Below are 23,150 nucleotides of genomic sequence, written 5' to 3' on the forward strand. Positions count from 1 at the left end.
CGGGCTTTTTTATTTCTGCATTTCCATCTAATCTGCTTACTATTCTTGGTAAGGCGAAAAACTGATGGAAAAGCAGTCCCTAGAGTTCCTTTATACAGCACTGAAATCTGCAGAAGAGCACGTGCGCAGCTTTGATACTAAAGCGCAGATTGTTGGTGTGGGTTACATTTTTACAGCAGGTTTAATCCATACAATCGGTTCTACGTTGCCGCAAAGGGATGATTATATCTCCAGCATATTGGCGATCATCCTCTCTTGGGGGTTAGTCATTGGGCCGATCATTTTATTTGGTGCGGTTTTATATCCTACACGCAATACGGCACCCAAAGTGGGGGCTGAGCACAGTAAAGTTTTGAAACTCTTTTTCACTGATAGTGAGCATTCAGAATCGACAGGGCATTACCTTAAAGCGCTGGAAAGTTCTGATCTGCGAGTTGAGCTGACTTATGAATTATTAAAAGTCTCGGGTCTGCGTAATTTAAAACGTAACCGCTTTCTCCGCGCCTTATGGGCTGCGTTAATCTGTTTAATCATGCTATTTGGCCTTCAGCTTTACCGTGCGGTGATCGCTTAAAGTACAAACACGCTTCTATTCCTAACTCGTTGATTTTAGAATGCTCAGTATCTAAAAGATTAAGGGTAAGTAATGCAGTTAGTGACCATGACCCCAATCCGCAGTCATTTGAATCTGCGTCAGGGAGTGAATGAAAGAAGTGCGGAATATAGCCAATTTCTTTCGCAGTTAGATGGTGTGTTACAAAAGCAATTGGTAAAGCAACTTGATGAATCAGGCGATCTATCAAACCGCATTGCTGTACAGCATCAAAATCAGGGCAAGGCCTACACCAATACTGGCTCTGACGATCGAGACACTCTGTGTTTATTCACTCACACTAAAGAAATTACTGATCAGCTTAGTCTTGAAGCGAAGGTTTATAGCAATACCTTGTCTGTGGTGACCGTGACTATGGATATGGATTATGTCATTGCTACACTCGAAGATATCGCTCAATCCTTGAGTGTTGAAAGCAGCCTTCCTTCGGCAGTGTCTAACTATCAGGATCGAATCGCTGCTTTGTGTGGCTTAATTCAAGAAGCGCCTCACCAGCCAGGTGAACATGTTTTGCTTCCAGAGATCTATCAACTCCTCGATGAAGATACTGAACTGACGCTAGAGCTATTTGCCCAAGCCCAATCAACCTATCTGATTTCAAAATACTATCGCGACGAGCTTTACCCAGCGCTTCGTGATCTGCCTAAAACGATTCAGGTTAGCTATCTGGAAGCTTTGGGCGATTTCTCTGGCTTTAACGATATTAAAGAAACCGATGGTTCTAATGTCGATCAGCCATGGAGTTCTCGCTTACTGCGTTTAGATCGTTCTGAAAGGGAAGGAAATGAGTCGCTTATTGAAAACTGGTTAGCTGAAACACCGCATCCAGAACACGCTAAAGAGATTCTTGAGCAGAATAGAATGGATTCCTTAGTGTGGCTTAACTATGTATTAGTTGATGAGATCGATGAAAAGAACAAGCCTCTGCGTCACAAGTCAGACTATAAGTTAGAGGCTATGGGATTAGCTCAGTACTTTTATGCAGTACAGCATGCCTGTAATTCCAATCTTTATATGGCGATCTCGGATACCTATTTAGAGAGTAATACCCATGTCGCCGAAGATATATTGGCGGGGGTGCGTGCGACGACTCGTATGCATATCAGTGATTATCATGAGAACTGCCAATATCTCACCCGAGACAAAAAGTTACTGCTCGAGAATATTCTGGCTGGTTGGGATTATGAACAGATGGTTCAGAACTCTGAGCGCCTGATTGAGGTCTGCTCTAGTAAAATTAAGGATATACATGCAACCCGTTCGGAAAAAAGCAGCTTCTACACCGATCTAATTCTTGTTGCGATCGGTTTTATCAGTCTCTTCGACCTTGCGATTACAATCTCTGAATACAGCCGTACTTATACATCAAATGCGGCGCTAGGTTATAGAGATGAACAGCCCTCTAGTTTCTTGAGTGGTGTGGCTAATATGGAAACTGACCTGCTTCTACTGAGTAGTGTTGTCTCAATCATTCTTTTATTTGTTGTGTACTATGTTGCGAAACGTCGTTAAATCTTTTGCTATCATCGCCTTGATCTTGAATGTGGCTGTAGCTAGCCCTTTTCAAGCGCAACCTGTTTATACCTCTGATTGGAAGCCGTTTGTTAATGGTGAGGACGAGGAGAAAGGTGTTGTTTCCCGAGTGGTACAGCTCGCCTTTTGGGAGATGGGGTTGGAGGCTGAACGAGCTAGTCTGGATTATTACTTCAGCTATAAGTTGGTAAAAAATCAGCAGGTTTTACTAAGTTATCCCTATTTCAAAACAGATCAGCGTGCGCAAGAAGTGTTGTTTTCTGATCCGCTGATGTCTGTAGAGAATGGCCTTTTTTATAACTCTAAATGGCAGCAATATGCAGGCAAAACCATCGATTTTAACCAACAGAAGGTAGGTAAAGTCGCTGGTTATAGCTATGGTGCTGAAATTGAACCTTTACTGAAAAGCGCTAAGGTCTATAACAGTGATCTTCAGGCTTTAACGGCATTATCCAAGGGTGAAATTGATCTATTACCAGCCAGCATTGAGGTTGCGCAAGTGATGTTACATAAGCACTTTCCTCATCTGTTACATGAGTTTAAGTTGCTCGAAAATCATCGCGGTACAGACAGTGTTCATCTAGTAGCTAGTGGCAATGATGAAGGTCGGGAATTTATTCAGCGATTTAATGCGGCGTTAGCGCGTTTAAAGTCGAAAGGTATGATTGAACAGCTGCTTACCTCTAATGTAGATGTTCAAGGTAGTGGTTATGTTCGGCTTGTACCCGCGGAAGGCTTTCCTTTAATTACTGGGTATGAGATGAATACTCAAGGGGATAAGCAGTTCTTTGTTATTCCTCAGGGTAGTAGGGCGACTGTATTAGCTTGGCATGATGTTGTTTTAAAGCCGCATGCCACTGAAAAAGTGTTTGATGGCATGATGAAGTATTCTCAGGTGAAGGTGGTCGATGGACCACATGCTGGTCGATCACTTTTCGTAAGAAACATGCATCTAGAGGTAGAGTAGTGGTCTCAGTCACACTAGGTTGGCTTGGGACAATACTTTATCTGTTGGCTCATGCTTGGCTTTCCTTACTTAAAAATAAAGCCTCTTATTATTACTATCTGGCCAATTTAATTGCCGCGATTTTGGTTGCTACATCCTCATACCTGATAGCGTCTTGGCAGGCGGTCGTGATTAATGTGTTTTGGGCGTTGGTTAGTTTTGCTGCCATGAAAAACTATGTATTGCCGCGATTGCCTTTTAGTAATACCCAATTATATGGGCTGCTGGGCGTTATGTTTTTAGCAGGTGCTGGCGGCTTGCTGTTTGCGTATGCTCAGCAAGGAATGGCTATCTTGGCTTGGAGTTCTTCGATAGCCTATTGCTTAGGTTATTGGCGATTTTCTGCAGGGCGGTTAAGTCAGCAGTCCTACTATCTGGTAAATACTTATGCGGCAGTTATGTTGCTGCCTCAGCTTTATACCGATGCAAATTGGCCGGTATTAGTGTTACAAATCGTTTGGGCCTCAGTCTCATTGTGGGGCTGGTATAAGGGTCGAGAAGGTTATGTGCTGTCTCCATAATTTCTCAGCTGTTGGCAGCTTTCTTTTTTATATGGGTAAAACATGTCCGAACCAAATACACCTCAATTAGATATTGATGAACTAGCGCGAGAGCACTTTTACCAAGTGTTATACGGCCGCAGGGATGTACGAGGTCAGTTTTTACCGAATTCTATACCTGAAGATGTGCTGACTAATATTCTACATGCTGCACACCATGCCCCATCAGTCGGTTTATCACAGCCTTGGAACTTTATTCTGATTCGTGATGAGGCTAAGCGTCAGCAAGTTTTTGATGCTTTTCAAAAAGCTAATGATGAAGCTGCAGAAATGTTTAGTGGCGAGCGACAGGTTCAATATCAAGCATTAAAGCTGCAGGGAATACTTGATTCACCTTTGAATGTTTGTATCACTTGTGATCGTAAGCGGGGTGGTCCCGTTGTGCTTGGCAAGACCCATCAGGTTGAAATGGACTTGTATAGTACGGTTTGTGCGGTACAAAACTTTTGGCTTGCTGCTAGAGCGGAAAATGTAGGTGTAGGCTGGGTTTCTATTATAGATAGGGATGTATTGGCTAATTTGCTTGAGCTCCCAGAGGGTGTGGTTCCTGTCGCTTATTTGTGTGTAGGGTATGTCTCAGAGTTTCTGAAAAAACCGGAGCTTGAATTGGCTCAGTGGGAAAAACGCAGCCAATTGGAGGATATGATATTTACTGATAGCTGGGGAAATAAAACTTAGATTCAGCTGAGCCGGTGTTAAAGAAAGTGAACCTTGCTGTTTGAAAAATGATCTATATTGATTATATCGCCGTTTAAATAGATACATATTTAAACGGTTTATAGGTTGACCGCAGGGAGGTTCGATATGCGTTTCGTCCTCAATTTTACTGTCGTTGTCACTTTACTTACCTTATTTATACCGCCAGTTAGCGCGCTTGAGGTGAGGAGTACGAGCGCACAGTTTTCTCCGTTGATAGAGCGGATTGTACAGGCCAAAATAGTGCCTGTTTTTCAGCAGTTACCGGATAAAGATCAGAAACTTTTAGCCCCGGTTGAAATTTCCGTAGTTGAAAATATTCGTGCTGCGGGTATGGCGTTGGCTATCGATGACACGCCCCCTTTAATTATTATCAATGACCGATTTCTAAAAGGTCTGTCTGCTTACATTGAAGCTTATTTGCTGTCTCAATCTTTGAATAGGCCTGAGTTAGTCGAACAATATTTTAGTGATTACTTCTGGCGTCATCACCCATCCTTTGTTGGTCCTCTACCACAATCGCCTGCTGATTGGCTAAGCGCCTCTGTGGAACAAAGGAAGCAGATTCAAGCAGAGCACGAGCGTCTATTGGAAAGTGTGATTGTCGATGTGTTGCTACACGAGATGGGTCATCATGCTGAACATGCTTTTTACGGATATCGCGCATCGCAATATGTAAGAGAGGATAATGAGCGTCTAGCCGATGATTGGGCGGCAAACGTGAAAGCACTGCACTTTGCGGCGGATGATACGTTAGGGCGTTTGATCTCTATTGGATATATCTTTGAACAAGATCGCTGGGCGGCTCTAAAACGGGATGATTACTATCCTAGAATGTTATCAGGCGTTGCGGGTCACTTACCTATATTGTGTGAAGATGCAACAGAAGCATCTAAACAGCATTTCTGTAATCAGCTTTATGACAACATCAGTAACTACTTTTCCAAAAAGGTGGTTGATACCTATGCGCAAAGAAGGGAGCAGGGTGATACGTTTGCAAGTTTTCCTATGGGGCAGATCCATTTAGCTAAAAATAACTTTGTAGATGCCTGTAATTACTTTAACGAAAGTTTGATTTATGGTCAGGTCGCCAGGGCTGCCATCTACGTGGGTTGGTGTTATCAAAATGGTTATTTAGAACCTTCGCCTCCAGACGCACAAGTGTTAGCTATGACAAGAGTCAGTTATGGTTTCTCCGATAGGAAAATTATCGCTGGAATGCTCGATTCTAGTGGATCTCAACATTAGAGCGGGTTAGTGTTGCGATATTGTTAGGTGCTTGGTAATTTCTGCACCAAATTTATTGATAGATTTAGGAGAACATAAATGGCACGCGCTACAGCTCGACATATCCTTGTAGATTCAGAAGCACGTTGTAACGAACTGAAAGTAGAAATTGAAGGTGGTTTGGACTTCGCTAAAGCTGCACAAGAAAATTCAACTTGCCCATCCGGTGCTCAAGGCGGCGATTTAGGTTCTTTTGGCCGTGGCCAGATGGTTCCAGAATTCGATACAGCAGTTTTCACCGGTGAAGTAGGTGTTGTTCAAGGCCCAATCAAAACTCAGTTTGGTTACCACCTACTAGAAGTGACAAGCCGCGAAGACTAATTGCAGTTTTTCGCTTGTAACTTGAACTTCTTAAAAGTGCCGTTAAGCGGCACTTTTTTGTATCTATGTATTTAATCCTTGGATGCTGGTTTTATGCTGAAAGTGATAGTTACTGTAATCTCGCTCTTAATCGTTGCCGTTCTCATCTTATTTGCATTTAAGGCTTTTAAGTCAAGAACAGGTGAGCCGGCAGGAATTGTTGATAGCCGTTTAACTAAATGTACTAGCAAACCTAATTGTGTATGTACTGAATTTCCAGATAAAGCTTATTACACAGAGCCTTTGGTATTGCCCATATCTGTTAAGGATTCTGAAGTTGCAATATCTGTTCTAGTTAAGGTTATTGAAAGTTCTGGTGGTGTGGTTAAGAGCATTATTAAGGAAAACCGATATATCGCTGCTGAGTTTAGGAGTCGTATACTTGGGTTTGTAGACGACTTTGAGGTTCGAATCGATATGGACGAGCGTCTTGTGCACTTTCGATCGGCATCCAGAGAAGGCTATTCTGATTTTGGTGTAAACAAAGCTCGTGTTCGATCAATTACCTCTCAATTGGAAATAGAGATAACGAAGATCAAGGAGTAAGCAGATGCATAAGGTATTGCTCGTTATTATGGCAATCGTGCTCAGTGGCTGCGGTACAAACTATGGCTTTAGCTATGTTAAACCCGAAGTAGAGAACAATGCAGTTGTTTATATCTATCGACCTGAAGCGCCCAATCCAGGTAAGCAGCCGCTGGGTTGGAAGTACCCGGAAGTATTTATCGATGGTAAAAGTCTTGGGGTATTGAAACTAGAGAAGTACATTGTTGTAGAGCTTAAGCCGGGTATGCACGAAATTCTATTCACCGGGCTAACAGATAAAGCGAAATGGGAAGAGCGAGATTTGAAACGAAAATTCTCAGTTCATCATACCGAGCAGAAGTACCTTAAGTTTCAGGTGAGATACGACCCTAATACGATGGGTTTGCTAGAAAAAACTAAGTACCAGCTATTTCTGACCCCTCTGAAGCATGATGATGCGATCTATGAAATAAATAAACTCAACCCGCAATAAAGCATTACCGTAAAAGATTAAACTGCCGGAGCTAGTTGGCTAGCTCCGGTAAGTTAGCGAAGTAATCCAGTGCATCGGGATTAGCTAGCGCATCTTTATTGGTTACTGTTTCCCCTAAAATTACCTTTCTGACAGCAAGCTCAACAATCTTTCCGCTGATGGTTCTAGGGATTTCAGGTACTTGGATTATCTTGGCCGGTACATGCCTTGGCGTGGTGTGTTGGCGGATTGTCTGCTTAATTGTATTGCGTAGACTATCGTCAAGCTGAGTTCCCTCGGATAGAACCACAAAGAGGACCACGCGTGTATCGTTTTCCCAGGGTTGACCTACGCATAAAGACTCAATCACCCCATTAACTCGTTCAACTTGACGGTAAATCTCGGCTGTACCAATTCTTACCCCGCCTGGATTGAGTACTGCATCCGACCGTCCATGAATAATCATGCCGCCATGTTCGGTTAACTCTCCATAATCACCATGGGCCCAGCGGTTCTTAAATTGGTTGAAATAGGCATTTTGGTATTTTGCACCATCGGCATCGTCCCAAAAGTAGATAGGCATCGATGGGAAGGGGGATTTGCAGACTAGTTCACCTTTTTTCTGGGTAACCTCCATACCACTCTCATCAAAGATAGCGACATCCATGCCAAGGCCTAAGCATTGCAACTCTCCCTTATAGACTGGGAGTATTGGGCAGCTAAGAGCAAAGCAAGAGATGATATCGGTTCCGCCAGAGATCGAAGCTAGCAAAAGATCAGTTTTTACTTCCCGATAAACATAATCAAAACTTTCGTGCGCTAGTGGTGAGCCTGTCGATAGTATCGCGCGTAATTTAGAAAGCTCGAACTCCTCTTTTGGCGAGATATCAGCCTTCTCTAGGGCAGCAATATATTTAGCGCTAGTGCCAAATACAGACACCTTTTCTTTATCTGCCATATCCCACAAAACAGAGGGAGAGGGGGCAAACGGTGAACCGTCATACAATGTGATATTACAGCCACAGGCCAGACCACTTACAAGCCAATTCCACATCATCCAGCCGCAGGTTGTGAAGTAGAATAGATTATCATCCCGGCTTATATCCGTGTGCAGTTTGTGCTCTTTGAGGTGCTGAAGGAGCGTTCCACCAACACTATGGACAATACATTTAGGTGTACCTGTCGTACCAGATGAGTACATAACGTAAAGGGGAGCAGAGAACTCAACCGGAGTGAAATTGACTTCGGATGCGTTACTATCGATAAAGTCGCTCAGTAGTGATGCGTTTTTAAAGTGGCTAAATTCAGGTGTTGGCTCATCGAGATAAGGCACAAAGACGAATGCCGTGTTTTCACTTAATCGCGAGGCGATACCTGAGATTTTATCTAAACAGTCAATGTGTTTGCCGTTGTATAGGTAGGACTGGGTCGTAAATATCACTTTAGGTTTTACTTGGCCGAAGCGATCGATCACCCCTTGTACGCCAAAGTCTGGGGAGCATGAAGTCCAAATGGCACCGAGCGATGTCGTAGCTAGCATTGCTATAACCGTTTCAGTGATATTAGGCATGAAGCCTGCGACCACATCTCCCTTGGTAATACCTGAATTTTTAAGCCCCGCAGCGTATTGAGCAACTTGGTTGTAAAGCTCTTGATAGCTGATCTCAGAGCGTTTACCTGCTTCGTTGTAATTAATGATTGCGGTGTTTTGGTCCCGAAACTTTAAGAGATTCTCTGCGAAGTTTAATTGGGCTTCTGGGAACCATTTTGCACCCGGCATTAGGTCTGCATTTAATAGGTAAGGGGCGTTCCCCGTGCTACCTATGACATTGCACTGTTCCCAAATGTTGAGCCAGAAGCTTTCGGGATATTCTATAGACCAGCGGTGAAGCTCTGAGTAGCTATCCAACTTTATCGAACAGCTTTTGTTTATGTTTTGCATAAATTGATTGAGCTGAGATTGTTCGATTTGTGCTTGGCTCGGGCTCCACAACGGCTGTGTCATATACAATTCCTAAATGAAACTATGTCTATAGGACAGAATAGACAATAAGGGTTTACCTGTATATGGCAGGGCCTTAAATATTTTCAGCTGGTTTTTTGGGGAGATGGTGGAGAGCTATAGGGAGAGTGAGCCCTGCCATCTAAAGATGACAGGGCTGAATATTAGCGCAGGAAGTTTTTACTGATATCGCGGAATTCATCAGTTCCTGACTTTTGCATCCACTCAAAGGCAACCATTTCACGGCTAACAACGTGTATGCCTGCGTGGCGCATACGATCGAGCGCGACTGCTTTATCTTCAGGGTTGCGCGACGACACACAGTCAGCAACTACATAGACTTCTCGTGCTTGCTGTTTTAGCTGAAGCGCAGTTTGTAGAACGCAAACGTGTGCTTCCATGCCTGCAATAATAACTTGGTTTGGGCGGATGGAATTGATCTTTTCGTTACACTCAGGTTCCGACATGCATGAGAAAAACTCTTTTTCCATAATGCCTTCTGCTGGGATTAACTCAGCTAATTCCGGAATCGTATGGCCCAGGCCTTTAGGGTATTGCTCGCTTGTTAAAATGGGTACATTTAGCTTGTTTGCAATCGCTGTTAACCAGATTGTATTTTCAATCAGTTCTTCTTTTTTATGGATTGCGGGTACCAGTTTATCTTGAATATCGATGATCAGCAGACAAGATTTATTCGGGTGTATTAGCATGCGAAATAGCCTTATTTTTATGCTGGTTCTAGCTCATTGCAGCATTGTACGTGTTCGAGGTTAGTTGCTGGAATCAAAGTATCCAGCTGATCTTCCTCATAATAATGAGGCCAGATCTCTTTCACAATGGCGCCATTAGTCGCGAGCGTATGGCAGGTATCGAGCATCGGTGGCTTTTTGGTGCCGTCCTGCCAGAAATTCTCTATCTGTTCACGTTCTTGATGGGTCGATTGGAAAGCAGCCGTTGCTAAAGGGCCTAACAATTCAAGCAAGTGAGTGCAGCCTTTGCGACCACTGAATAGCTCTTTAGTTTGTTTGGTAAACCCAGGCATGATTTGTAGCCCAATCAACTGGGTATAGGCATCAGAAATGGACTTGCAGCTTTCGAATGGTGTGTCATCCATGCACGCTACAGCATCTAAGATATTAAGATCCATATCAACAGTGATTCGTACCGCCATACCGTGCAATGGCTTGCCGGCAACCAAAGTGCCATCATGACCGTAGTGATCCATATCGAAGGTTTTAGTATCGACAAGATGAGCTTCAATATCCCATAAGCCATCTTCTCTTTTGTAGCCTTCGCAAACGACTTTACGGGTGTGTTTAAGCGTACGATTAACGGGTGCTGGTAAAGGCATAATTACTGCTTTATATGATATAAAAGGGCGGTACTTTAAATGCGGCTATTCTAATGTGAAAACACTATCAGCACAGTAAATAATCCTAAAAAATCTTATGAATTAGCTCTTTTTAGACGAAAGATAGGTTTGTTTAAGGTAAAAATAATTCAGGGCAGTCAATGCTGCCCTGAAATAGTTAGGAAGGTAGGTGGCTATTCGTACATTGCCTGCATGGATTCTTGCGTCCATTCAAGGCTGGCACGGTAAGCTTGATCGTAGAGGGTGCCATCTAGATCCATTGGTAAAAGATCCCAATCGCCGTTTTCATAGTTCACTACATTTCTTAGGATTTGGCCTATCTCTCCTTGGCCTAGGCTAACCGCATTTTTGATATCATCACCCAGTGGAACTTGTTCCAGCATAGTTTCACGCTCGATATCTAAAAGGGCATGTAGACCAGACATCATGCCAGCCATAAAGTAGCTGCCATAGTTGCTCTTCTTCTGAGCCTGGGCTATCTCTTCGCACATGCGACCACGAACTAGTAAGCTTCGAGAAAGCTCTTCTGGCTTGTCTTGATTGGATGACATAGCAATCAAAGTAGCCCATTTTTTTACTTGTTCTAAGCCTAGTAGCACGATAGCTTCGGCAACAGATTCAACCTGCCTAACGAGGCTATAACCTGCGGAGTTAACAATACGAAGTAGTTTATAGGTTAAGGCAGGATCTCGGATAATCAGTTCTTCAAGCTTTTCTGGAGTCGCTTTAGAGCTTTGTAATTCTTGGATTAGCTGCATTAAAGCAACTTGGCTGCCTTGAATCTTCTTGCCTTTAATGACTTTAGGCTTACTTAAAAAATGACCTTGGAATAGTTTGAAGCCTAGTTCAATACAGGTTTCTAGTTGTTCGTGGGTTTCAATTTTTTCTGCCAATAATGTCACTTTGTGGCGACGTAATTGTTTAACCTGTTCTTTAATTTGCTCAGTACTCAATTCAAAAACGTCAACTTTGACGATTTGGCTAAGTTCTAGAAGCGCATCAAATTTCGGATCGTAAACAAAATCATCCATAGCGATGCGGTAGCCTTCACTATGAAGTTGTCTTACAGCTTCTATGACCTCTCCATCTGGCTCGATATCTTCTAAGATCTCAAGAACAATATGTTTCTTGGAAACCTCAGGAAGTTTCTGTTCTACCAGTATGTCTCTAGTTAGGTTTATAAAAGCTGGTACGCGCTTTAGCTCACCAGAGTCAGAAATGCTGGTGTATGCATTCAATAGTACTTCACTGGTAGCTTCGCTATTTGAAAATAGCGCATGTCCTTGGGCGTCTTCCGTTCTGTACAAAAGCTCGTAGGCAACCACCTTCTGATTTCGATCAAAGATAGGCTGACGTGCCATAAGCACTTGAGAGTTTTCTGACGGTTCCATAAAGGTGCTGGGTCCTTGTGCAAATAAGATAAAGCGAAATGCCTCAAGTGTATCACCTATAAACTGCGAGGCTAGTATTTCATTGTAATATTGCGCTTATTTTAGGTCAGAAAGGAAATGTAACTTGCTACCAATGGTCGCAGTTCAACATTCACGTTCTCCATGCAGTATAATAGTGTACTTTTACAGATTCGGGACATACCAATGAGTATTAATTGGTTTCCAGGGCACATGCATAAAGCCCGGAAAGAGATCGCCAAAGTCATGGATGAGGTGGATGTAATTATTGAAGTGCTTGACGCGCGCTTGCCTCAATCTAGCGAAAACCCATTGGTTAACACTTTGCGTAAAGGCAAACCAGCATTAAAGCTCTTAAATAAGAGCGATTTGGCTGATGATAAAAGAACTCAGGAATGGATTGATTACTTTAATGGTCTTCCTGATACGCGAGCTATATCTCTTGATCACTCTCAAAAAAAACTGATCAATAGAATTGCTGAGATTTGTAAGCAGATGGCACCATCTCGCTCAGAATCAGGACGTCCAGTACGTGCCATGATTATGGGGATACCTAATGTTGGTAAATCTACTTTAATTAATGCCTTGTTAGGCAAGAAAATTGCCAAAGTAGGGAACGAACCCGCTGTTACTAAAAGTCAGACTCGCTTTACCACGCGTAATGGTATGGCGCTGTCAGACACGCCCGGTATTTTGTGGCCAAAAATTGAAGACGTAGATTCGGGTTATCGATTAGCGGCAAGTGGAGCAATCAAAGATACAGCCATTGAACATGAAGACGTGGCGATCTTTGCCGCAGGCTTTATGCGAGATGATTATCCTGATCGATTGGTTGAGCGTTTCAAATTTAAAGAGATGCCAGAACTTGCGGAAGGGGTTTTGGACGAAATTGGTCGTCGAAGAGGGTGTTTGCGCCCAGGTGGTGTTGTTGATCGAAATAAAGCTTCAACGTTGCTCTTAAATGAAATACGTTCGGGTAAACTAGGTAAATTAAGTTTTGAAACTGTTCAAGAGTGGGAAGAAAAACGCCGTATCGCTGAACAGGAAAAATTAGAGCAAGAACGATTAGAAGCAGAAGCACAGGCGGCTGCGGAAAAAGAAGGTAGTAAGTAATGGCACGTTTAAAGAAAAGCCGAAAAGCAAAAGGCTTTATTCCAAATGAAGGCCCAACGCGTAATGAGCGTTTGGCTGATCCTGATAGTTACGATAGCAGACGACGCAAAGCTAAGCAGGATAAGAAAAAGAATCAATCGGTCTACGAAAAACAACGCCAAGCTGATGAAAGCTCTGCTGATCAGAAGCAACCGGAACGTAAAACTAGACTGGCTGATAAAATTCGTGAACTAAATAAATCCAAAGAAGAGAGTGCTGAATAGCGCTCTCTTTTTAGTTGTAAGTATTGTAAAGCGGGTTGTCTGTTTTATTAATCTAACGGATAATTATTCTCATTTTTATTTAGCTGTAAGTTGCTGGTCATGAAATCTCTGTTTAAATATTCTCTTTTGGCTGTCGCTATTTCAGGCGTTCCTGTTTTCGCGGCTAACGACCTGGATGTTGGTACTAAGAAAACAGTAGCGGCACATAATCAAAGCCAACAATCACAAAAACGCATCGATAATATTGAGCAGAGCACTCAAGTTGCAGTTGATGAATATCTCACCAATGAACGTCTGTCGGATGTGACCGAGGCATACAATGCGCAAGTGGCTTTACTGATTGAGTCGCAGAACAAAGAAGTTTTAGATTTGGAAGCGCAAATCGCCTCTATTGAAGAAACGGATAAGGCCGTTTTACCTATGTTGAACCAGATGGTTGAAACATTAGGTAAATTTGTGGCGCAAGATATACCTTTTTTACAATCAGAACGTAAAGAGCGTTTAGAGAAACTTGAGGCGCTCTTGCTTCGCGCTGATGTGAGCGTGGCAGAAAAGTACCGTCAGATTCTTGAGGCCTATGCTGTAGAAGTGCAGTACGGTCGTACATTCGAATCGTATAAAGGTGCATTAGCTTCAAATAATGGTCAGCAGGTTACATTCCTGCGTTTAGGACGAGCTGTACTGTACTACCAGTCGCTAAATGGTGCTGAGAGTGCGCTATGGCAACCTTCTACTCAGTCTTGGCAAGCACTTGATGATTCCCAAAATCTAGAACTTACAAGGGCTATTCAAATCGCTCGGCAGCAGCAGGTGCCAAGTTTGTTAAACCTACCACTGCCTAAACTGGAGCGATAATAATGTTGAAACAATTAGGTTTAGCCGTAGTTCTTGGTTTTAGCTCACTACCAGTTTTCGCTGAAACTGTGCCGCTTAAAGGTTTGCTTAGCGAAGTAAAACAGATTAGTAGCACCGATACGGCGATCAACCGCCAACGTGAAGCAGAATTCAATGCTGATTTAAGTAAACAAAAAATGCTTCTAGCGAAAAGTAAGGCGCGTTTAGCCGCTGCTGAAGCAGAGCAGGAGCGCTTAAAAGCTGAGTTCGATGCGAATGATGAACAGCTTGCTGAATTAGAAGCAGCACTACAGCAACGTTCTGGCCAACTAGGTGAAGTATTCGGTGTCGCCAAAGAATCAGCATCTGAACTCGTGCCGGTATTGATGGATTCAATGACCAGCGCTGACAACCCTGGTCGTTTAGATCAACTTTCATTTGCTGATTCTAAACGTGTACCAAAACTTCAGGACCTACAAAGCCTTTGGTATCAGCTGCAGCTCGAAATGACTGCCACCGGTGAAATCAAGCAAGTGACTGTGCCGGTGGTGAATCGGGACGGTGTTACTGCTGATACAGAGGTTTTGCGTATAGGTACCTTTGCCGCAGCTACTCGTGATGGCCAATTCTTACATTGGGATCTGCAGCAGCAAAAACTGTCGGTTTTAACGACTCAACCAAGCGCTGGTGCGCAAAAAGATATCGTTGATTATCAAAATGGTACTAATGCGGATGTTTTGATCGACCCAAGTCGTGGTCAGCTATTTGCGCTGTTGGATCGTATGCCAAAGCTTATTGAGCGACTGCATCAAGGCGGTGAAGTAGGTTACCTCATCATGGGTTTGGGCTTGATTGGTTTGCTGGTGGCATTCTGGCAGATGTTGCGTATGACCAAAACTGAATTGCAGGTCAGAAAGCAATTAGCTCAACCAGCGCAGCTAATGGATAACAACCCGCTTGGGCGAGTACTGCAGGCAGTTAGTCGTTCGAATCTAGGCTTAGATCAGCTAGAGATGAAAGTGGATGAGCTGATTCTTAAAGAAGTACCAAAAATCGAGCAGGGCCAAAGTATCGTTAAGCTTTTAGCTGCTGTTGCGCCACTTTTAGGTCTTTTAGGTACTGTTATCGGTATGATCGCGACTTTCCAGAGTATCACTCTGTTTGGTACAAGTGACCCTAAGTTGATGGCGGGTGGTATCTCTCAAGCATTGATGACAACTGTTTTAGGTTTGGTTGTAGCTATACCGTTGCTGTTCTGCCATAGCTATTTGACGAGTAGAAGCCGCCGCATCACTCAGTTGCTTCAAGAGAAAAGCTTAGGTTTGTTAGCAACTGATGAATCAATTGCTAAAGAAGAGAAGAGTACTCATGTGGCCTAGTCTTCATGATTGGATGTTTGCCTTAGGGCAGTTCTTCCAAACGGGTGGTTGGGTACTCTATTTGATTCTATGGGTGAGCTTTCTTATGTTCACCCTTATCCTTGAACGGATCAGCTATAGAGTATGGGCTTATCCCAAGCAGAGAGCCTCGTTGTTAGATTATTTGCAAGGTCAAAGCTCGCCAGTTAAGAAATTGAGTGCTGTTTGTGATCTGGATTTAGCTTTGAAAAGCCAATTTCAGATGATTAAAAACCTAATAACTTTATGTCCGTTGATCGGTTTATTAGGCACGGTGACTGGCATGATTCAGGTGTTTGATAGCCTTGCATTGTATGGCACGGGTAACCCTCGAATGATGGCCGCGGGTGTGGCTAGTGCAACATTCCCAACAATGACGGGGATGGCAGTCGCTGTAGCTGGTTTACTTTTTTACAACCGTTTATCTAGATGGTCGGAAGCGGAAAGAAACCGCTTGCGCCGAGTGTTACATGAGGAGTCTGCAGCATGAGACAGCGAGTCAATTTAACTCAGCAGCAGGACGATGCCGAAATCAATATGACACCTATGCTAGATGTGGTGTTCATCATGCTGATCTTCTTTATTGTATCGACTTCGTTTGTGCGTGAGGCTGGCATCGATGTTAATCGACCTACGGCACAAACCAGTGATAGTCAGAGTAAAACAGCGGTTATGGTTGCTATTTCTGCTAACAATGAAATTTGGGTCGATCGTAAGCCAGTGGATGTTCGTATGGTGCGTCCTGCGATTGAACGCCTCAAAAGCGAACAATCTGAAATCAACGTTGTTATTCAGGCGGATCAACAAGCGACTACCGGTCAACTGGTTAAGGTAATCGATCAGCTACGCTTAGCTAATGTCAACTACACAGTGGCAACTCAAGCAGGTTCGCAATAATGCTACGTGCTTTAGTCGTTGCCCCTGGAGGCCTGTTATTAGCCATATTGCTGTTTTATGCATTGGCGATGGTTTCTGGTATTGGCAAGCAGGTAGAACCTGAAAGTGTCTTAACGCCTGATCTGGACTTTTTAATGGTTCGCCAAGAGAGTGATATCGAGGCGCGTTCCCGTGAATTGCCGCCAGAGCCGGAAGAGATCGTTCCAGAAACTCAGCCCGAAATGCCACAGGTGCAACAACAGGTTGTACCTATTACTAGTACGCCTGTGACGGCCGTTGATATTCCTAACATTGATGTTGGTATTAGCGTCGCGCTTTCACCATCGCTTAACAACCTGGCTGTACCAACGCCAGAGTTGGTTTTAGACACGAACCCTACAGCAGTGAGTCAAGTGCCACCTAGTTACCCGCGTAGGGCATTGCGTCGTAAAGTTGAAGGCAGTGTAACAGTGGAGTTTTTGGTAACCGAAGCTGGCACGGTTAAACCGGACACTATTAAAGTTATTGAATCTAATCCTAAAGGCACTTTTGATAGCGCGGTTATTAAAGCGATTAAGCGTTGGCGTTTTAAAATCAAAACCGTAGACGGTCAAGCGGTGAAGTTTAAAGCGCGTCAGGTTTTAGAATTCAAACTTGATAAGTAATCAGAACAGTATAGAAATATGTTGCGATCATTCATTACAGTTTGTTTTTTGTTGTTTGCTCTTCAAGGGCATGCAGCGAAACCTTCTTTGTCTTCTGCTGAGTACAAACAGCTAAATACTGCCTTTAAATCAATGGAGGCGGGGCAGTGGAAACAAGCGAATCAGCAATTGTTGGCTGCTGAGCAAAAGGTTAAGTCTGATTATGCTAAAGCGCTTGTGCAGCATAATCTTGCTCAAGTTGCTCTCCAGCAGGAGCGTTATTCCTCTGCAATTAAGTATCTGAAAGCTACTCAGGCTTTAAAAGCCTTGCCTGATGCACAACAGATTAATTTACTGCGTACTCTGGGCCAGCTTTATTGTATGCAAGAAGCTTGGAAAAGCTGTGTTTCTAATCTTCAACAATGGATGGCGGGCCCTGGTGTTTCAGTAAAAGCGAATGATCATCTGATGATGGCTCAGGCTTATAGTCAGTTAAAACGTTGGAAATCCTTGTTACCGCACATCACTAAAGCGATTCGTTACAAAGGGATTGCACCAGAAAGCTGGTATCAGCTGAAAATAGCTGCGCATATTGAGCTTAAGCAGTGGAAGCAGGCCGCTAAACAGCAGCAAGTTGTGATTCAGCATTACTCCTCTAATCCCAAGCAATGGCGTCAGTTGGTTTCTCTGCAAATACAAGCAGGGGATCGTAAATCTGCACTTGCGACTCAGCGCTTGGGCTATGAGAGAAAACTGCTGGTGACGGCTAAAGATTATGAGCTTCTTGCTCAATTAATGCTCCGTTCGGGCATTCCTTATCATGCCGCTAGAGTGATCGAGCAGGGTTTCCAAAAAGGTGTTATCAAGCAAAACAGCAAAAATTTAAGGCTGTTAAGCAGTGCTTGGATTCGCGCGCAAGAGAAGCCCAGGGCGATTAAAGTACTTTCGAAGCTAAACCTTATCGCACCAAGTGAGAAAGTGTCTTTGCAGTTGGCTCAAATTCAGCTGCAAGAGAAACAGTGGGATCAAGCGGAGAAAACGCTTTCTAATCTGTTGACGCGAAAACCTAAAAAAGTAGCTCAAATTAAGTTAATGCAGGGTATAGCTCAAATTAATCAAAAACATTTTGAGCAAGCGAGAATATCTTTAGCAGCAGCAGAAGGTGATGCTAAGTACGGGAAAATGGCAGTGAATTGGATTCGGTATTTAGATCAGATGGAAATGGATCTTCAGGCGAAAGGATGAACCTATGACATCAGCACCGGTTAGAGCCCTTGAAGGGATCAAGAATTTTAATCCTGCGCGTATTCTCTTGATCGAGGATGATCGTGAGGTAAGTAATTCTGTGTCTGAGCTTCTCAAAAAGCAAGGCTACCATACGGTGCAGAGCTTTACCGGTCGTGAGGGCTTAGTTACGGCAATCAATCAGAACTTTCATCTGATTCTTCTAGATAAAATGCTACCTGAATTAGATGGTTTAGAAGTTCTACAGCGTTTACGCAAATATCGCGATACGCCGGTTGTTATGTTGTCTGCTTGTGGTGCTGAGCAAGATCGTATCGAAGGGTTTAAGGGCGGTGCGGATGATTATCTCCCCAAACCATTCAATATGACAGAGTTGTTGCTTAGGGTTGAGGCGCTGCTTCGTAGAAGCAAATCTAATAAGGTTGATAAAGCGGATGGAGTTATCTCGGATGGTCCTATCAAGCTTGATTCAAAGAACAAGTGTTTGCAGTCAGCTAACGGCGATATCGAACTGACGCCGATCGAACATGACTTGTTAAAGACATTTATCACTCATAAAGATGAGATACTGACAAAGCCTTACCTTTACCAGTTAATTTTAAGTAAACCTTTTAGTCGCTACGACCGAAGTTTAGATATGCATGTTAGTAATCTTCGCTCGAAGATGGCGGGACTTGTTGACGAACAGAAGATCAAAACGGTTCGTGGTCAAGGATACTGTTATCAATGAGCCGGAGATTATTCTGGCAGCTTAGCTTTAGCTTATTAGCTGTATCATTGATTATCTTTTCTAGTCTTCACCATCTCTCATATGAAGTGACTATTGGGATGACTGAAATATCTGAAGATAGTCAGGAGAGGTTAAAATCTTTAGCTAAGGACGCTGGCGAGCGATTTAAAACTGAAGGCGCAAAATCTGTTCTCCAACTCACGGAGCAAGTCGAAAAAGATTTAAAGACATGGTCTGCATTAGTAACAGCAGATAACACCATTATCTCTAGCCAACCCATTCCTGAGGCTTTACAAAGCAAAATAGGCTTTCAGCGTTATGTGTACTGGCCAGTCCATGAATTCATGGAAAATGTTCTTATTGGAATTCCTCTAGAACAGCAAACCGGCACCTTTGTAATTGAGCTACCAAGGGAGATGTATCCAAAGGTAGATACTGATCTAGTGCATAGCCTACTGACCATTGTAATACCTTCTTTCATCATTCTGATTTTCTGCTGGATAGCTTATAGATACCTAATGCGGCCTTTAGAGGCCTTAAATCAAGGCACCTTAAAATTAGCTTCAGGCGATCTTTCTGCACGTGTGTTGCCAAATCTGCCAGATAATCGTAAAGACGAATTAACCCAAGTCGCCGAATCTTTTGACAGTATGGCTGCAAGGGTAGAGCGTTTGGTTAATTCTCAGAGACAGCTTTTGGGTGATCTATCGCATGAACTGAGAACTCCGCTGACGCGAATCGGGCTAGCGATTGAGATATGCCGGGATGATCAAGAAAAATCTAAGGAGCTTTTACCTAGGCTTCAACGTGAAGTAGATCAAATGCATCAGTTAGTTGAAGATGCGTTGACTCTAGCATGGCTAGATGGAGATCCAGAAGTTGAGCTAAGTGAGGCGTTTAATCTAGCTACCTTGCTGGATCTGATATGTGACGATGCTCTTTTTGAGTACTCTGGCCGAACATTAATCCGTAACTATGCTAAAGCTCTGAACGTTTCAGAATCATCGCAACAAGCGCTTTCTCAAGCATTGGAGAACGTGATAAGAAATGCGATGAAATATAGTCCCGCTGATCAACCTGTTGAGCTGACTTGTTCTGAAAAGGGTAATGAGCTGAATATCTGTGTGTCTGATCGGGGGCCAGGCGTACCCGAAAATGATCTAGTTAAGATCTTCGATCCTTTCTACCGTACTGATAAGGCCCGTAGCCGTGATGTTGGCGGGGCTGGATTAGGTTTAGCTTTATGCCAGCGGCAAATTCAAATGCTGGGTGGTTCTATTAAGGCGAGCCTGAATCAATACGGTGGGTTGGACATTAATATTAAGCTACCTCGTTAAATAAAGCCCTCCAAAATTTAGCGTTATTTTTGTAAGAAGTGTAAATGTTGTAACTGCTACTTTATATCTAATTAATAATGCACTCGATTCGCATTTAGATTAAGTGGTATGAACAATGAAAACGCATATTTGCGCTAAGAAATTGCCATTGGTTTTAGCCATTGGCATAGCAACTCAAACATGGGCAGATTCGTCAGCAGTTGAAGGTCAAAAGGTACAAGTTTGGGGTACTCAGATCAGTAATGCTTCGACGATGTTGAGCGATGATATTGAGATTAAACAGGCAGACCATCTGAGTGATCTGCTTCGAGATCAGGCTGGTGTAGATATTGGTGGTGCTCATTCCCTTAATCAGCGAATCAATATTCGTGGTATGGAAGATTATGATCTTGATATTACGATTGATGGAGCAAAGCAGAACAACAACGTTTACCACCATATGGGTAACTTGTTAATTAATGCGGATATTCTAAAAGCTGTTGATCTTCAGGTAGGTACCAATTCTGTTTTGACCGGTGGTCTTTCAGGTGGCGTCGCTTTTGAAACAAAAGATGCAAAAGATCTTTTGCATGATGGTCAGCAAATCGGTGCACGTATCAGTGCTGGTTACGCAAGTAATGATTACCATAATTATTCTGTAACAGCCTATGGCCAGCTAAATGAAGCATTAGACGCTGTTATTTATTTGAATCAAGTTGACAGAGATAACCCAGAGGATGGTTCTGGGATTGAAAGTGTGGGTAATGATGGCGAAATTGATAATGGCCTAGTTAATTTTGGCCTCGATATTGATGAGTCTAACCGTATCGAATTTAGTTATGACAAGTACACTGATGAAGGTGACTACGCGCCTCGTGCAGATATGGGTGCTTCAACTAATTCATCAATCACAGGTACGACTGTTTACCCGACTGAATTTGAACGTCAAACAATGACGCTGGGTTATGAACTTGATCTTGGTGATATGCTGAATCTACGCGCCACTGTCTATGAAAATGATATGAATTTATGGCGCGATGAGGAAAACAACCCTTTTGCGACATATCGCTATCGTGAGGGTGAAGCGGTTCATCGTGGTGTAAATGTTCTTGCTGAATCCATCATTACAGGTGAAGAGCTAACACATAATGTTCGCTATGGTTTTGAAGTTTACCGTCAGAAAACAAAACTGCAGGATGACTCTGTTACTGTAAATACAGAAAAAGCCAAGTCCTACGCAGTGTATGTCGAAGATGAGATTGAATTTTCTAATGGCCTAGCGTTGACTCCAGGCGTTCGCTATAACCGTTACAAGCTTGATACAGCGGTATCTGATGAAACATTCACTGAAACAACATTTGGTTTGAATGCTGTTTATCCTCTGACTGACGCTTGGTCTGTGCGAGCGAGTGCTACAGAGCTTTTCCAAGGGCCTAACTTGTCCGAGGTATTTGTTCCGGTATCAACTGTTGAAAATAACGAATTGAAGCCAGAGACGGGTTTAAACTCTGAAATTGGCATCACATTTGAAGATCGTCAGCGTTTCGGTTTGGATAGTTTAAGCTTCGCTTTAACCATCTTCCGTACTGATGTTGATGATTACATCGATGATGGTAGTAATGCACTTCAGAATATTGGCGATTATCGCATTCAGGGTTTCGAAACTAGCTTAGGTTTGAGTAAGGGGAACTTCGATGCTCGCTTTACCTATGCGCACTCAGAATCAGCTAATGATGTAACAGACGACCCATTAGGTCGCCAAGTGGGAGATAGCATCTCTTTGGGGCTTGATTACCACATGCCAGCGCAAGATCTAGCGATTAATTGGACCTCGCTTGTAACGATCAAAGAAGAGCACTTTGATAAACCATCTTATGATGTACATAACATCTCAGCTCGTTGGACACCTAAGCAGGTTGACGGTCTTAACCTGACCTTTGGTGTAGAAAACATATTTGATGAGCACTATACATCTCATGCATCTCGTATAGGTGATACTTTCCATCCATTATTTGGGGATCTTCATCTAAACGATTATGAACCAGGTCGTAATGTTAAGTTAACTGCGGCTTATACGTTCTAATCTATCCCTTCCCCTTCAGGGATTTAAGGTGGCAGCGCTCTACGAAGTAGGGCGCTGCTTTTCTGTAAAGATTGTAACGATATTAAAGCCTTACATCGGGAATCGGTTATCGTAATGGTTTTGATTCTCTTTTGTCTTTCCAATGAACCAGATCCTTACACAACAGCCAAACGTAAAGACTCAGCCCAAGTCTAAATCTCAGCCTAAAGGGAAATCTAATCGGTTAGTCCGCTGGCTTCACAGTTATACCTCTATGTTCATGCTCGTGATCATGCTGTTTTTTACGGTCACGGGTATCACGTTGAATCACAGAGATTGGTTTGAAAGTGCAGATGCACCAAAGCAATTGAGTGTAGATATGCCTGATTCTTTTTTAGTTGAGGGGATATGGGATACAGAACCGCTTGATCAGGCTAATCAGCTGCGTAAATGGCTTAGTTCTGAGCATGGCATCTATGGCAACAAGGTAAGTTACGAATGGGAAGCAGAGGAGCGTTTTCTCGTTATAGATATTAAACGCCCAGGTGGTTACAGCATCGTAGAGGCCGACGTTGAAGCCGGTGAAGTCATCGTTGAGCAACAAAATTACGGTGTTATTGCGACGTTAAATGATCTTCATATGGGGCGTTACAGCGGCGAGCTATGGCGCGGATTTATCGATATTTCTGCGCTGCTCATGCTGATTTTTACTTTAACTGGCTTTTGGTTAGTCATCCCTCAAAAGAAAAAGCGTAACAAGCTGTTTGCAATGAGCGTAATCGGTACCGGCTCAATGGCGCTGGCTTATGTTTGGCTTTTGATGGGCTAAGGAATT

General features: G+C 43.2%; 25 protein-coding genes. 21 read left to right on the top strand and 4 right to left on the bottom strand.

Translation table 11 applies throughout. From position 1 onward, the window contains the following. Positions 1–64: 64 nt before the first annotated feature. From ACMXYR_RS06835 to ACMXYR_RS06875, 9 genes are all read left to right on the top strand, one after another. Positions 65–574, top strand: a complete 510-nt coding sequence (locus ACMXYR_RS06835) for a hypothetical protein (protein ID WP_415884307.1) — start codon at positions 65–67, stop codon at positions 572–574. A 72-nt stretch (positions 575–646) separates the two neighbouring features. Next, positions 647–2,125 (top strand): hypothetical protein, encoded by a 1,479-nt coding sequence (locus ACMXYR_RS06840; protein WP_415884308.1) that lies wholly within the window; start codon positions 647–649, stop codon positions 2,123–2,125. Further along, positions 2,106–3,113: a substrate-binding periplasmic protein gene (locus ACMXYR_RS06845; RefSeq protein ID WP_415903425.1), complete on the top strand. Its 1,008-nt coding sequence runs from the start codon at positions 2,106–2,108 to the stop codon at positions 3,111–3,113. The genes ACMXYR_RS06840 and ACMXYR_RS06845 overlap by 20 nt, the downstream gene beginning before the upstream one ends. After that, positions 3,113–3,673: a CBU_0592 family membrane protein gene (locus ACMXYR_RS06850; RefSeq protein ID WP_415903426.1), complete on the top strand. Its 561-nt coding sequence runs from the start codon at positions 3,113–3,115 to the stop codon at positions 3,671–3,673. The genes ACMXYR_RS06845 and ACMXYR_RS06850 overlap by 1 nt, the downstream gene beginning before the upstream one ends. A gap of 42 nt (positions 3,674–3,715) precedes the next feature. Continuing rightward, positions 3,716–4,390, top strand: coding sequence for a 5,6-dimethylbenzimidazole synthase (bluB, locus tag ACMXYR_RS06855; protein ID WP_415903427.1), 675 nt, complete (start codon positions 3,716–3,718; stop codon positions 4,388–4,390). A gap of 126 nt (positions 4,391–4,516) precedes the next feature. Next, the gene (locus ACMXYR_RS06860) at positions 4,517–5,656 is read left to right on the top strand and encodes a hypothetical protein (protein WP_415903428.1); all 1,140 of its coding nucleotides are present in this window, start codon (positions 4,517–4,519) and stop codon (positions 5,654–5,656) included. A gap of 78 nt (positions 5,657–5,734) precedes the next feature. Then, positions 5,735–6,016 (top strand): peptidylprolyl isomerase, encoded by a 282-nt coding sequence (locus ACMXYR_RS06865; protein WP_415903429.1) that lies wholly within the window; start codon positions 5,735–5,737, stop codon positions 6,014–6,016. 93 nt (positions 6,017–6,109) lie between these two features. After that, the gene (locus ACMXYR_RS06870; RefSeq protein ID WP_415903430.1) at positions 6,110–6,601 is read left to right on the top strand and encodes a DUF1499 domain-containing protein; all 492 of its coding nucleotides are present in this window, start codon (positions 6,110–6,112) and stop codon (positions 6,599–6,601) included. 4 nt (positions 6,602–6,605) lie between these two features. Beyond that, complete coding sequence (locus ACMXYR_RS06875; RefSeq protein WP_415903431.1) at positions 6,606–7,073, top strand: DUF2846 domain-containing protein; 468 nt, start codon at positions 6,606–6,608, stop codon at positions 7,071–7,073. A gap of 31 nt (positions 7,074–7,104) precedes the next feature. Here ACMXYR_RS06875 and ACMXYR_RS06880 read toward each other — a convergent pair whose 3' ends face one another. From ACMXYR_RS06880 to ACMXYR_RS06895, 4 genes are all read right to left on the bottom strand, one after another. After that, positions 7,105–9,057, bottom strand: a complete 1,953-nt coding sequence (locus ACMXYR_RS06880) for an acetoacetate--CoA ligase (RefSeq protein WP_415903432.1) — start codon at positions 9,055–9,057, stop codon at positions 7,105–7,107. Between the two features lie 161 nt (positions 9,058–9,218). Further along, entirely contained in the window at positions 9,219–9,764 is a 546-nt protein-coding gene (locus tag ACMXYR_RS06885) for a hydrolase (RefSeq protein WP_415903433.1), read from the bottom strand. A 17-nt stretch (positions 9,765–9,781) separates the two neighbouring features. Next, positions 9,782–10,405, bottom strand: coding sequence for a DUF2889 domain-containing protein (locus ACMXYR_RS06890; RefSeq protein WP_415903434.1), 624 nt, complete (start codon positions 10,403–10,405; stop codon positions 9,782–9,784). A 194-nt stretch (positions 10,406–10,599) separates the two neighbouring features. Beyond that, complete coding sequence (locus ACMXYR_RS06895) at positions 10,600–11,817, bottom strand: EAL and HDOD domain-containing protein (protein ID WP_415903435.1); 1,218 nt, start codon at positions 11,815–11,817, stop codon at positions 10,600–10,602. A gap of 204 nt (positions 11,818–12,021) precedes the next feature. Between ACMXYR_RS06895 and ylqF the strand changes: the two genes are divergently transcribed. The 12 genes from ylqF (at position 12,022) to ACMXYR_RS06955 (ending at position 23,144) form a co-directional block, all read left to right on the top strand. Then, the gene (ylqF, locus tag ACMXYR_RS06900) at positions 12,022–12,948 is read left to right on the top strand and encodes a ribosome biogenesis GTPase YlqF (protein WP_415903436.1); all 927 of its coding nucleotides are present in this window, start codon (positions 12,022–12,024) and stop codon (positions 12,946–12,948) included. Next, complete coding sequence (locus tag ACMXYR_RS06905) at positions 12,948–13,211, top strand: hypothetical protein (RefSeq protein WP_415903437.1); 264 nt, start codon at positions 12,948–12,950, stop codon at positions 13,209–13,211. Before ylqF ends, ACMXYR_RS06905 begins: the two co-directional genes overlap by 1 nt. A 99-nt stretch (positions 13,212–13,310) precedes the next feature. Then, positions 13,311–14,066: a DUF3450 domain-containing protein gene (locus ACMXYR_RS06910; protein WP_415903438.1), complete on the top strand. Its 756-nt coding sequence runs from the start codon at positions 13,311–13,313 to the stop codon at positions 14,064–14,066. 2 nt (positions 14,067–14,068) lie between these two features. Continuing rightward, complete coding sequence (locus tag ACMXYR_RS06915) at positions 14,069–15,424, top strand: MotA/TolQ/ExbB proton channel family protein (protein WP_415903439.1); 1,356 nt, start codon at positions 14,069–14,071, stop codon at positions 15,422–15,424. After that, on the top strand, positions 15,414–15,932 hold the full coding sequence (locus ACMXYR_RS06920; RefSeq protein ID WP_415884324.1) for a MotA/TolQ/ExbB proton channel family protein: 519 nt from the start codon (positions 15,414–15,416) through the stop codon (positions 15,930–15,932). The genes ACMXYR_RS06915 and ACMXYR_RS06920 overlap by 11 nt, the downstream gene beginning before the upstream one ends. Next, positions 15,929–16,339, top strand: coding sequence for an ExbD/TolR family protein (locus ACMXYR_RS06925; protein ID WP_415903440.1), 411 nt, complete (start codon positions 15,929–15,931; stop codon positions 16,337–16,339). The genes ACMXYR_RS06920 and ACMXYR_RS06925 overlap by 4 nt, the downstream gene beginning before the upstream one ends. Beyond that, complete coding sequence (locus ACMXYR_RS06930; protein ID WP_415903441.1) at positions 16,339–16,983, top strand: energy transducer TonB; 645 nt, start codon at positions 16,339–16,341, stop codon at positions 16,981–16,983. Before ACMXYR_RS06925 ends, ACMXYR_RS06930 begins: the two co-directional genes overlap by 1 nt. Positions 16,984–17,001: 18 nt before the next feature. Then, entirely contained in the window at positions 17,002–18,207 is a 1,206-nt protein-coding gene (locus ACMXYR_RS06935) for a tetratricopeptide repeat protein (RefSeq protein WP_415903442.1), read from the top strand. A 4-nt stretch (positions 18,208–18,211) separates the two neighbouring features. After that, complete coding sequence (locus ACMXYR_RS06940) at positions 18,212–18,937, top strand: response regulator transcription factor (RefSeq protein ID WP_415903443.1); 726 nt, start codon at positions 18,212–18,214, stop codon at positions 18,935–18,937. Beyond that, the gene (locus ACMXYR_RS06945) at positions 18,934–20,274 is read left to right on the top strand and encodes a sensor histidine kinase (RefSeq protein WP_415903444.1); all 1,341 of its coding nucleotides are present in this window, start codon (positions 18,934–18,936) and stop codon (positions 20,272–20,274) included. The genes ACMXYR_RS06940 and ACMXYR_RS06945 overlap by 4 nt, the downstream gene beginning before the upstream one ends. 115 nt (positions 20,275–20,389) lie before the next feature. Beyond that, on the top strand, positions 20,390–22,336 hold the full coding sequence (locus ACMXYR_RS06950) for a TonB-dependent receptor domain-containing protein (protein ID WP_415903445.1): 1,947 nt from the start codon (positions 20,390–20,392) through the stop codon (positions 22,334–22,336). 142 nt (positions 22,337–22,478) lie between these two features. Beyond that, entirely contained in the window at positions 22,479–23,144 is a 666-nt protein-coding gene (locus ACMXYR_RS06955; protein WP_415903446.1) for a PepSY-associated TM helix domain-containing protein, read from the top strand. The last annotated feature ends 6 nt before the right edge of the window (positions 23,145–23,150 follow it).

Source organism: Neptuniibacter sp. QD29_5 (genome assembly GCF_047778125.1).
GTDB lineage: Bacteria > Pseudomonadota > Gammaproteobacteria > Pseudomonadales > Balneatricaceae > Neptuniibacter.

Excerpts from the sequence above, each read along its gene's own strand:
- ACMXYR_RS06835 (WP_415884307.1), top strand. The coding sequence starts at position 65 with ATGGAAAAGCAGTCCCTAGAGTTCCTTTATACAGCACTGAAATCTGCA.
- ACMXYR_RS06840 (WP_415884308.1), top strand. The coding sequence starts at position 647 with ATGCAGTTAGTGACCATGACCCCAATCCGCAGTCATTTGAATCTGCGT.
- ACMXYR_RS06845 (WP_415903425.1), top strand. The coding sequence starts at position 2,106 with ATGTTGCGAAACGTCGTTAAATCTTTTGCTATCATCGCCTTGATCTTG.
- bluB (WP_415903427.1), top strand. The coding sequence starts at position 3,716 with ATGTCCGAACCAAATACACCTCAATTAGATATTGATGAACTAGCGCGA.
- ACMXYR_RS06860 (WP_415903428.1), top strand. The coding sequence starts at position 4,517 with ATGCGTTTCGTCCTCAATTTTACTGTCGTTGTCACTTTACTTACCTTA.
- ACMXYR_RS06865 (WP_415903429.1), top strand. The coding sequence starts at position 5,735 with ATGGCACGCGCTACAGCTCGACATATCCTTGTAGATTCAGAAGCACGT.
- ACMXYR_RS06870 (WP_415903430.1), top strand. The coding sequence starts at position 6,110 with ATGCTGAAAGTGATAGTTACTGTAATCTCGCTCTTAATCGTTGCCGTT.
- ACMXYR_RS06875 (WP_415903431.1), top strand. The coding sequence starts at position 6,606 with ATGCATAAGGTATTGCTCGTTATTATGGCAATCGTGCTCAGTGGCTGC.
- ACMXYR_RS06880 (WP_415903432.1), bottom strand. The coding sequence starts at position 9,057 with ATGACACAGCCGTTGTGGAGCCCGAGCCAAGCACAAATCGAACAATCT.
- ACMXYR_RS06885 (WP_415903433.1), bottom strand. The coding sequence starts at position 9,764 with ATGCTAATACACCCGAATAAATCTTGTCTGCTGATCATCGATATTCAA.
- ACMXYR_RS06890 (WP_415903434.1), bottom strand. The coding sequence starts at position 10,405 with ATGCCTTTACCAGCACCCGTTAATCGTACGCTTAAACACACCCGTAAA.
- ACMXYR_RS06895 (WP_415903435.1), bottom strand. The coding sequence starts at position 11,817 with ATGGAACCGTCAGAAAACTCTCAAGTGCTTATGGCACGTCAGCCTATC.
- ylqF (WP_415903436.1), top strand. The coding sequence starts at position 12,022 with ATGAGTATTAATTGGTTTCCAGGGCACATGCATAAAGCCCGGAAAGAG.
- ACMXYR_RS06905 (WP_415903437.1), top strand. The coding sequence starts at position 12,948 with ATGGCACGTTTAAAGAAAAGCCGAAAAGCAAAAGGCTTTATTCCAAAT.
- ACMXYR_RS06910 (WP_415903438.1), top strand. The coding sequence starts at position 13,311 with ATGAAATCTCTGTTTAAATATTCTCTTTTGGCTGTCGCTATTTCAGGC.
- ACMXYR_RS06915 (WP_415903439.1), top strand. The coding sequence starts at position 14,069 with ATGTTGAAACAATTAGGTTTAGCCGTAGTTCTTGGTTTTAGCTCACTA.
- ACMXYR_RS06920 (WP_415884324.1), top strand. The coding sequence starts at position 15,414 with ATGTGGCCTAGTCTTCATGATTGGATGTTTGCCTTAGGGCAGTTCTTC.
- ACMXYR_RS06925 (WP_415903440.1), top strand. The coding sequence starts at position 15,929 with ATGAGACAGCGAGTCAATTTAACTCAGCAGCAGGACGATGCCGAAATC.
- ACMXYR_RS06930 (WP_415903441.1), top strand. The coding sequence starts at position 16,339 with ATGCTACGTGCTTTAGTCGTTGCCCCTGGAGGCCTGTTATTAGCCATA.
- ACMXYR_RS06935 (WP_415903442.1), top strand. The coding sequence starts at position 17,002 with ATGTTGCGATCATTCATTACAGTTTGTTTTTTGTTGTTTGCTCTTCAA.
- ACMXYR_RS06940 (WP_415903443.1), top strand. The coding sequence starts at position 18,212 with ATGACATCAGCACCGGTTAGAGCCCTTGAAGGGATCAAGAATTTTAAT.
- ACMXYR_RS06945 (WP_415903444.1), top strand. The coding sequence starts at position 18,934 with ATGAGCCGGAGATTATTCTGGCAGCTTAGCTTTAGCTTATTAGCTGTA.
- ACMXYR_RS06950 (WP_415903445.1), top strand. The coding sequence starts at position 20,390 with ATGAAAACGCATATTTGCGCTAAGAAATTGCCATTGGTTTTAGCCATT.
- ACMXYR_RS06955 (WP_415903446.1), top strand. The coding sequence starts at position 22,479 with ATGAACCAGATCCTTACACAACAGCCAAACGTAAAGACTCAGCCCAAG.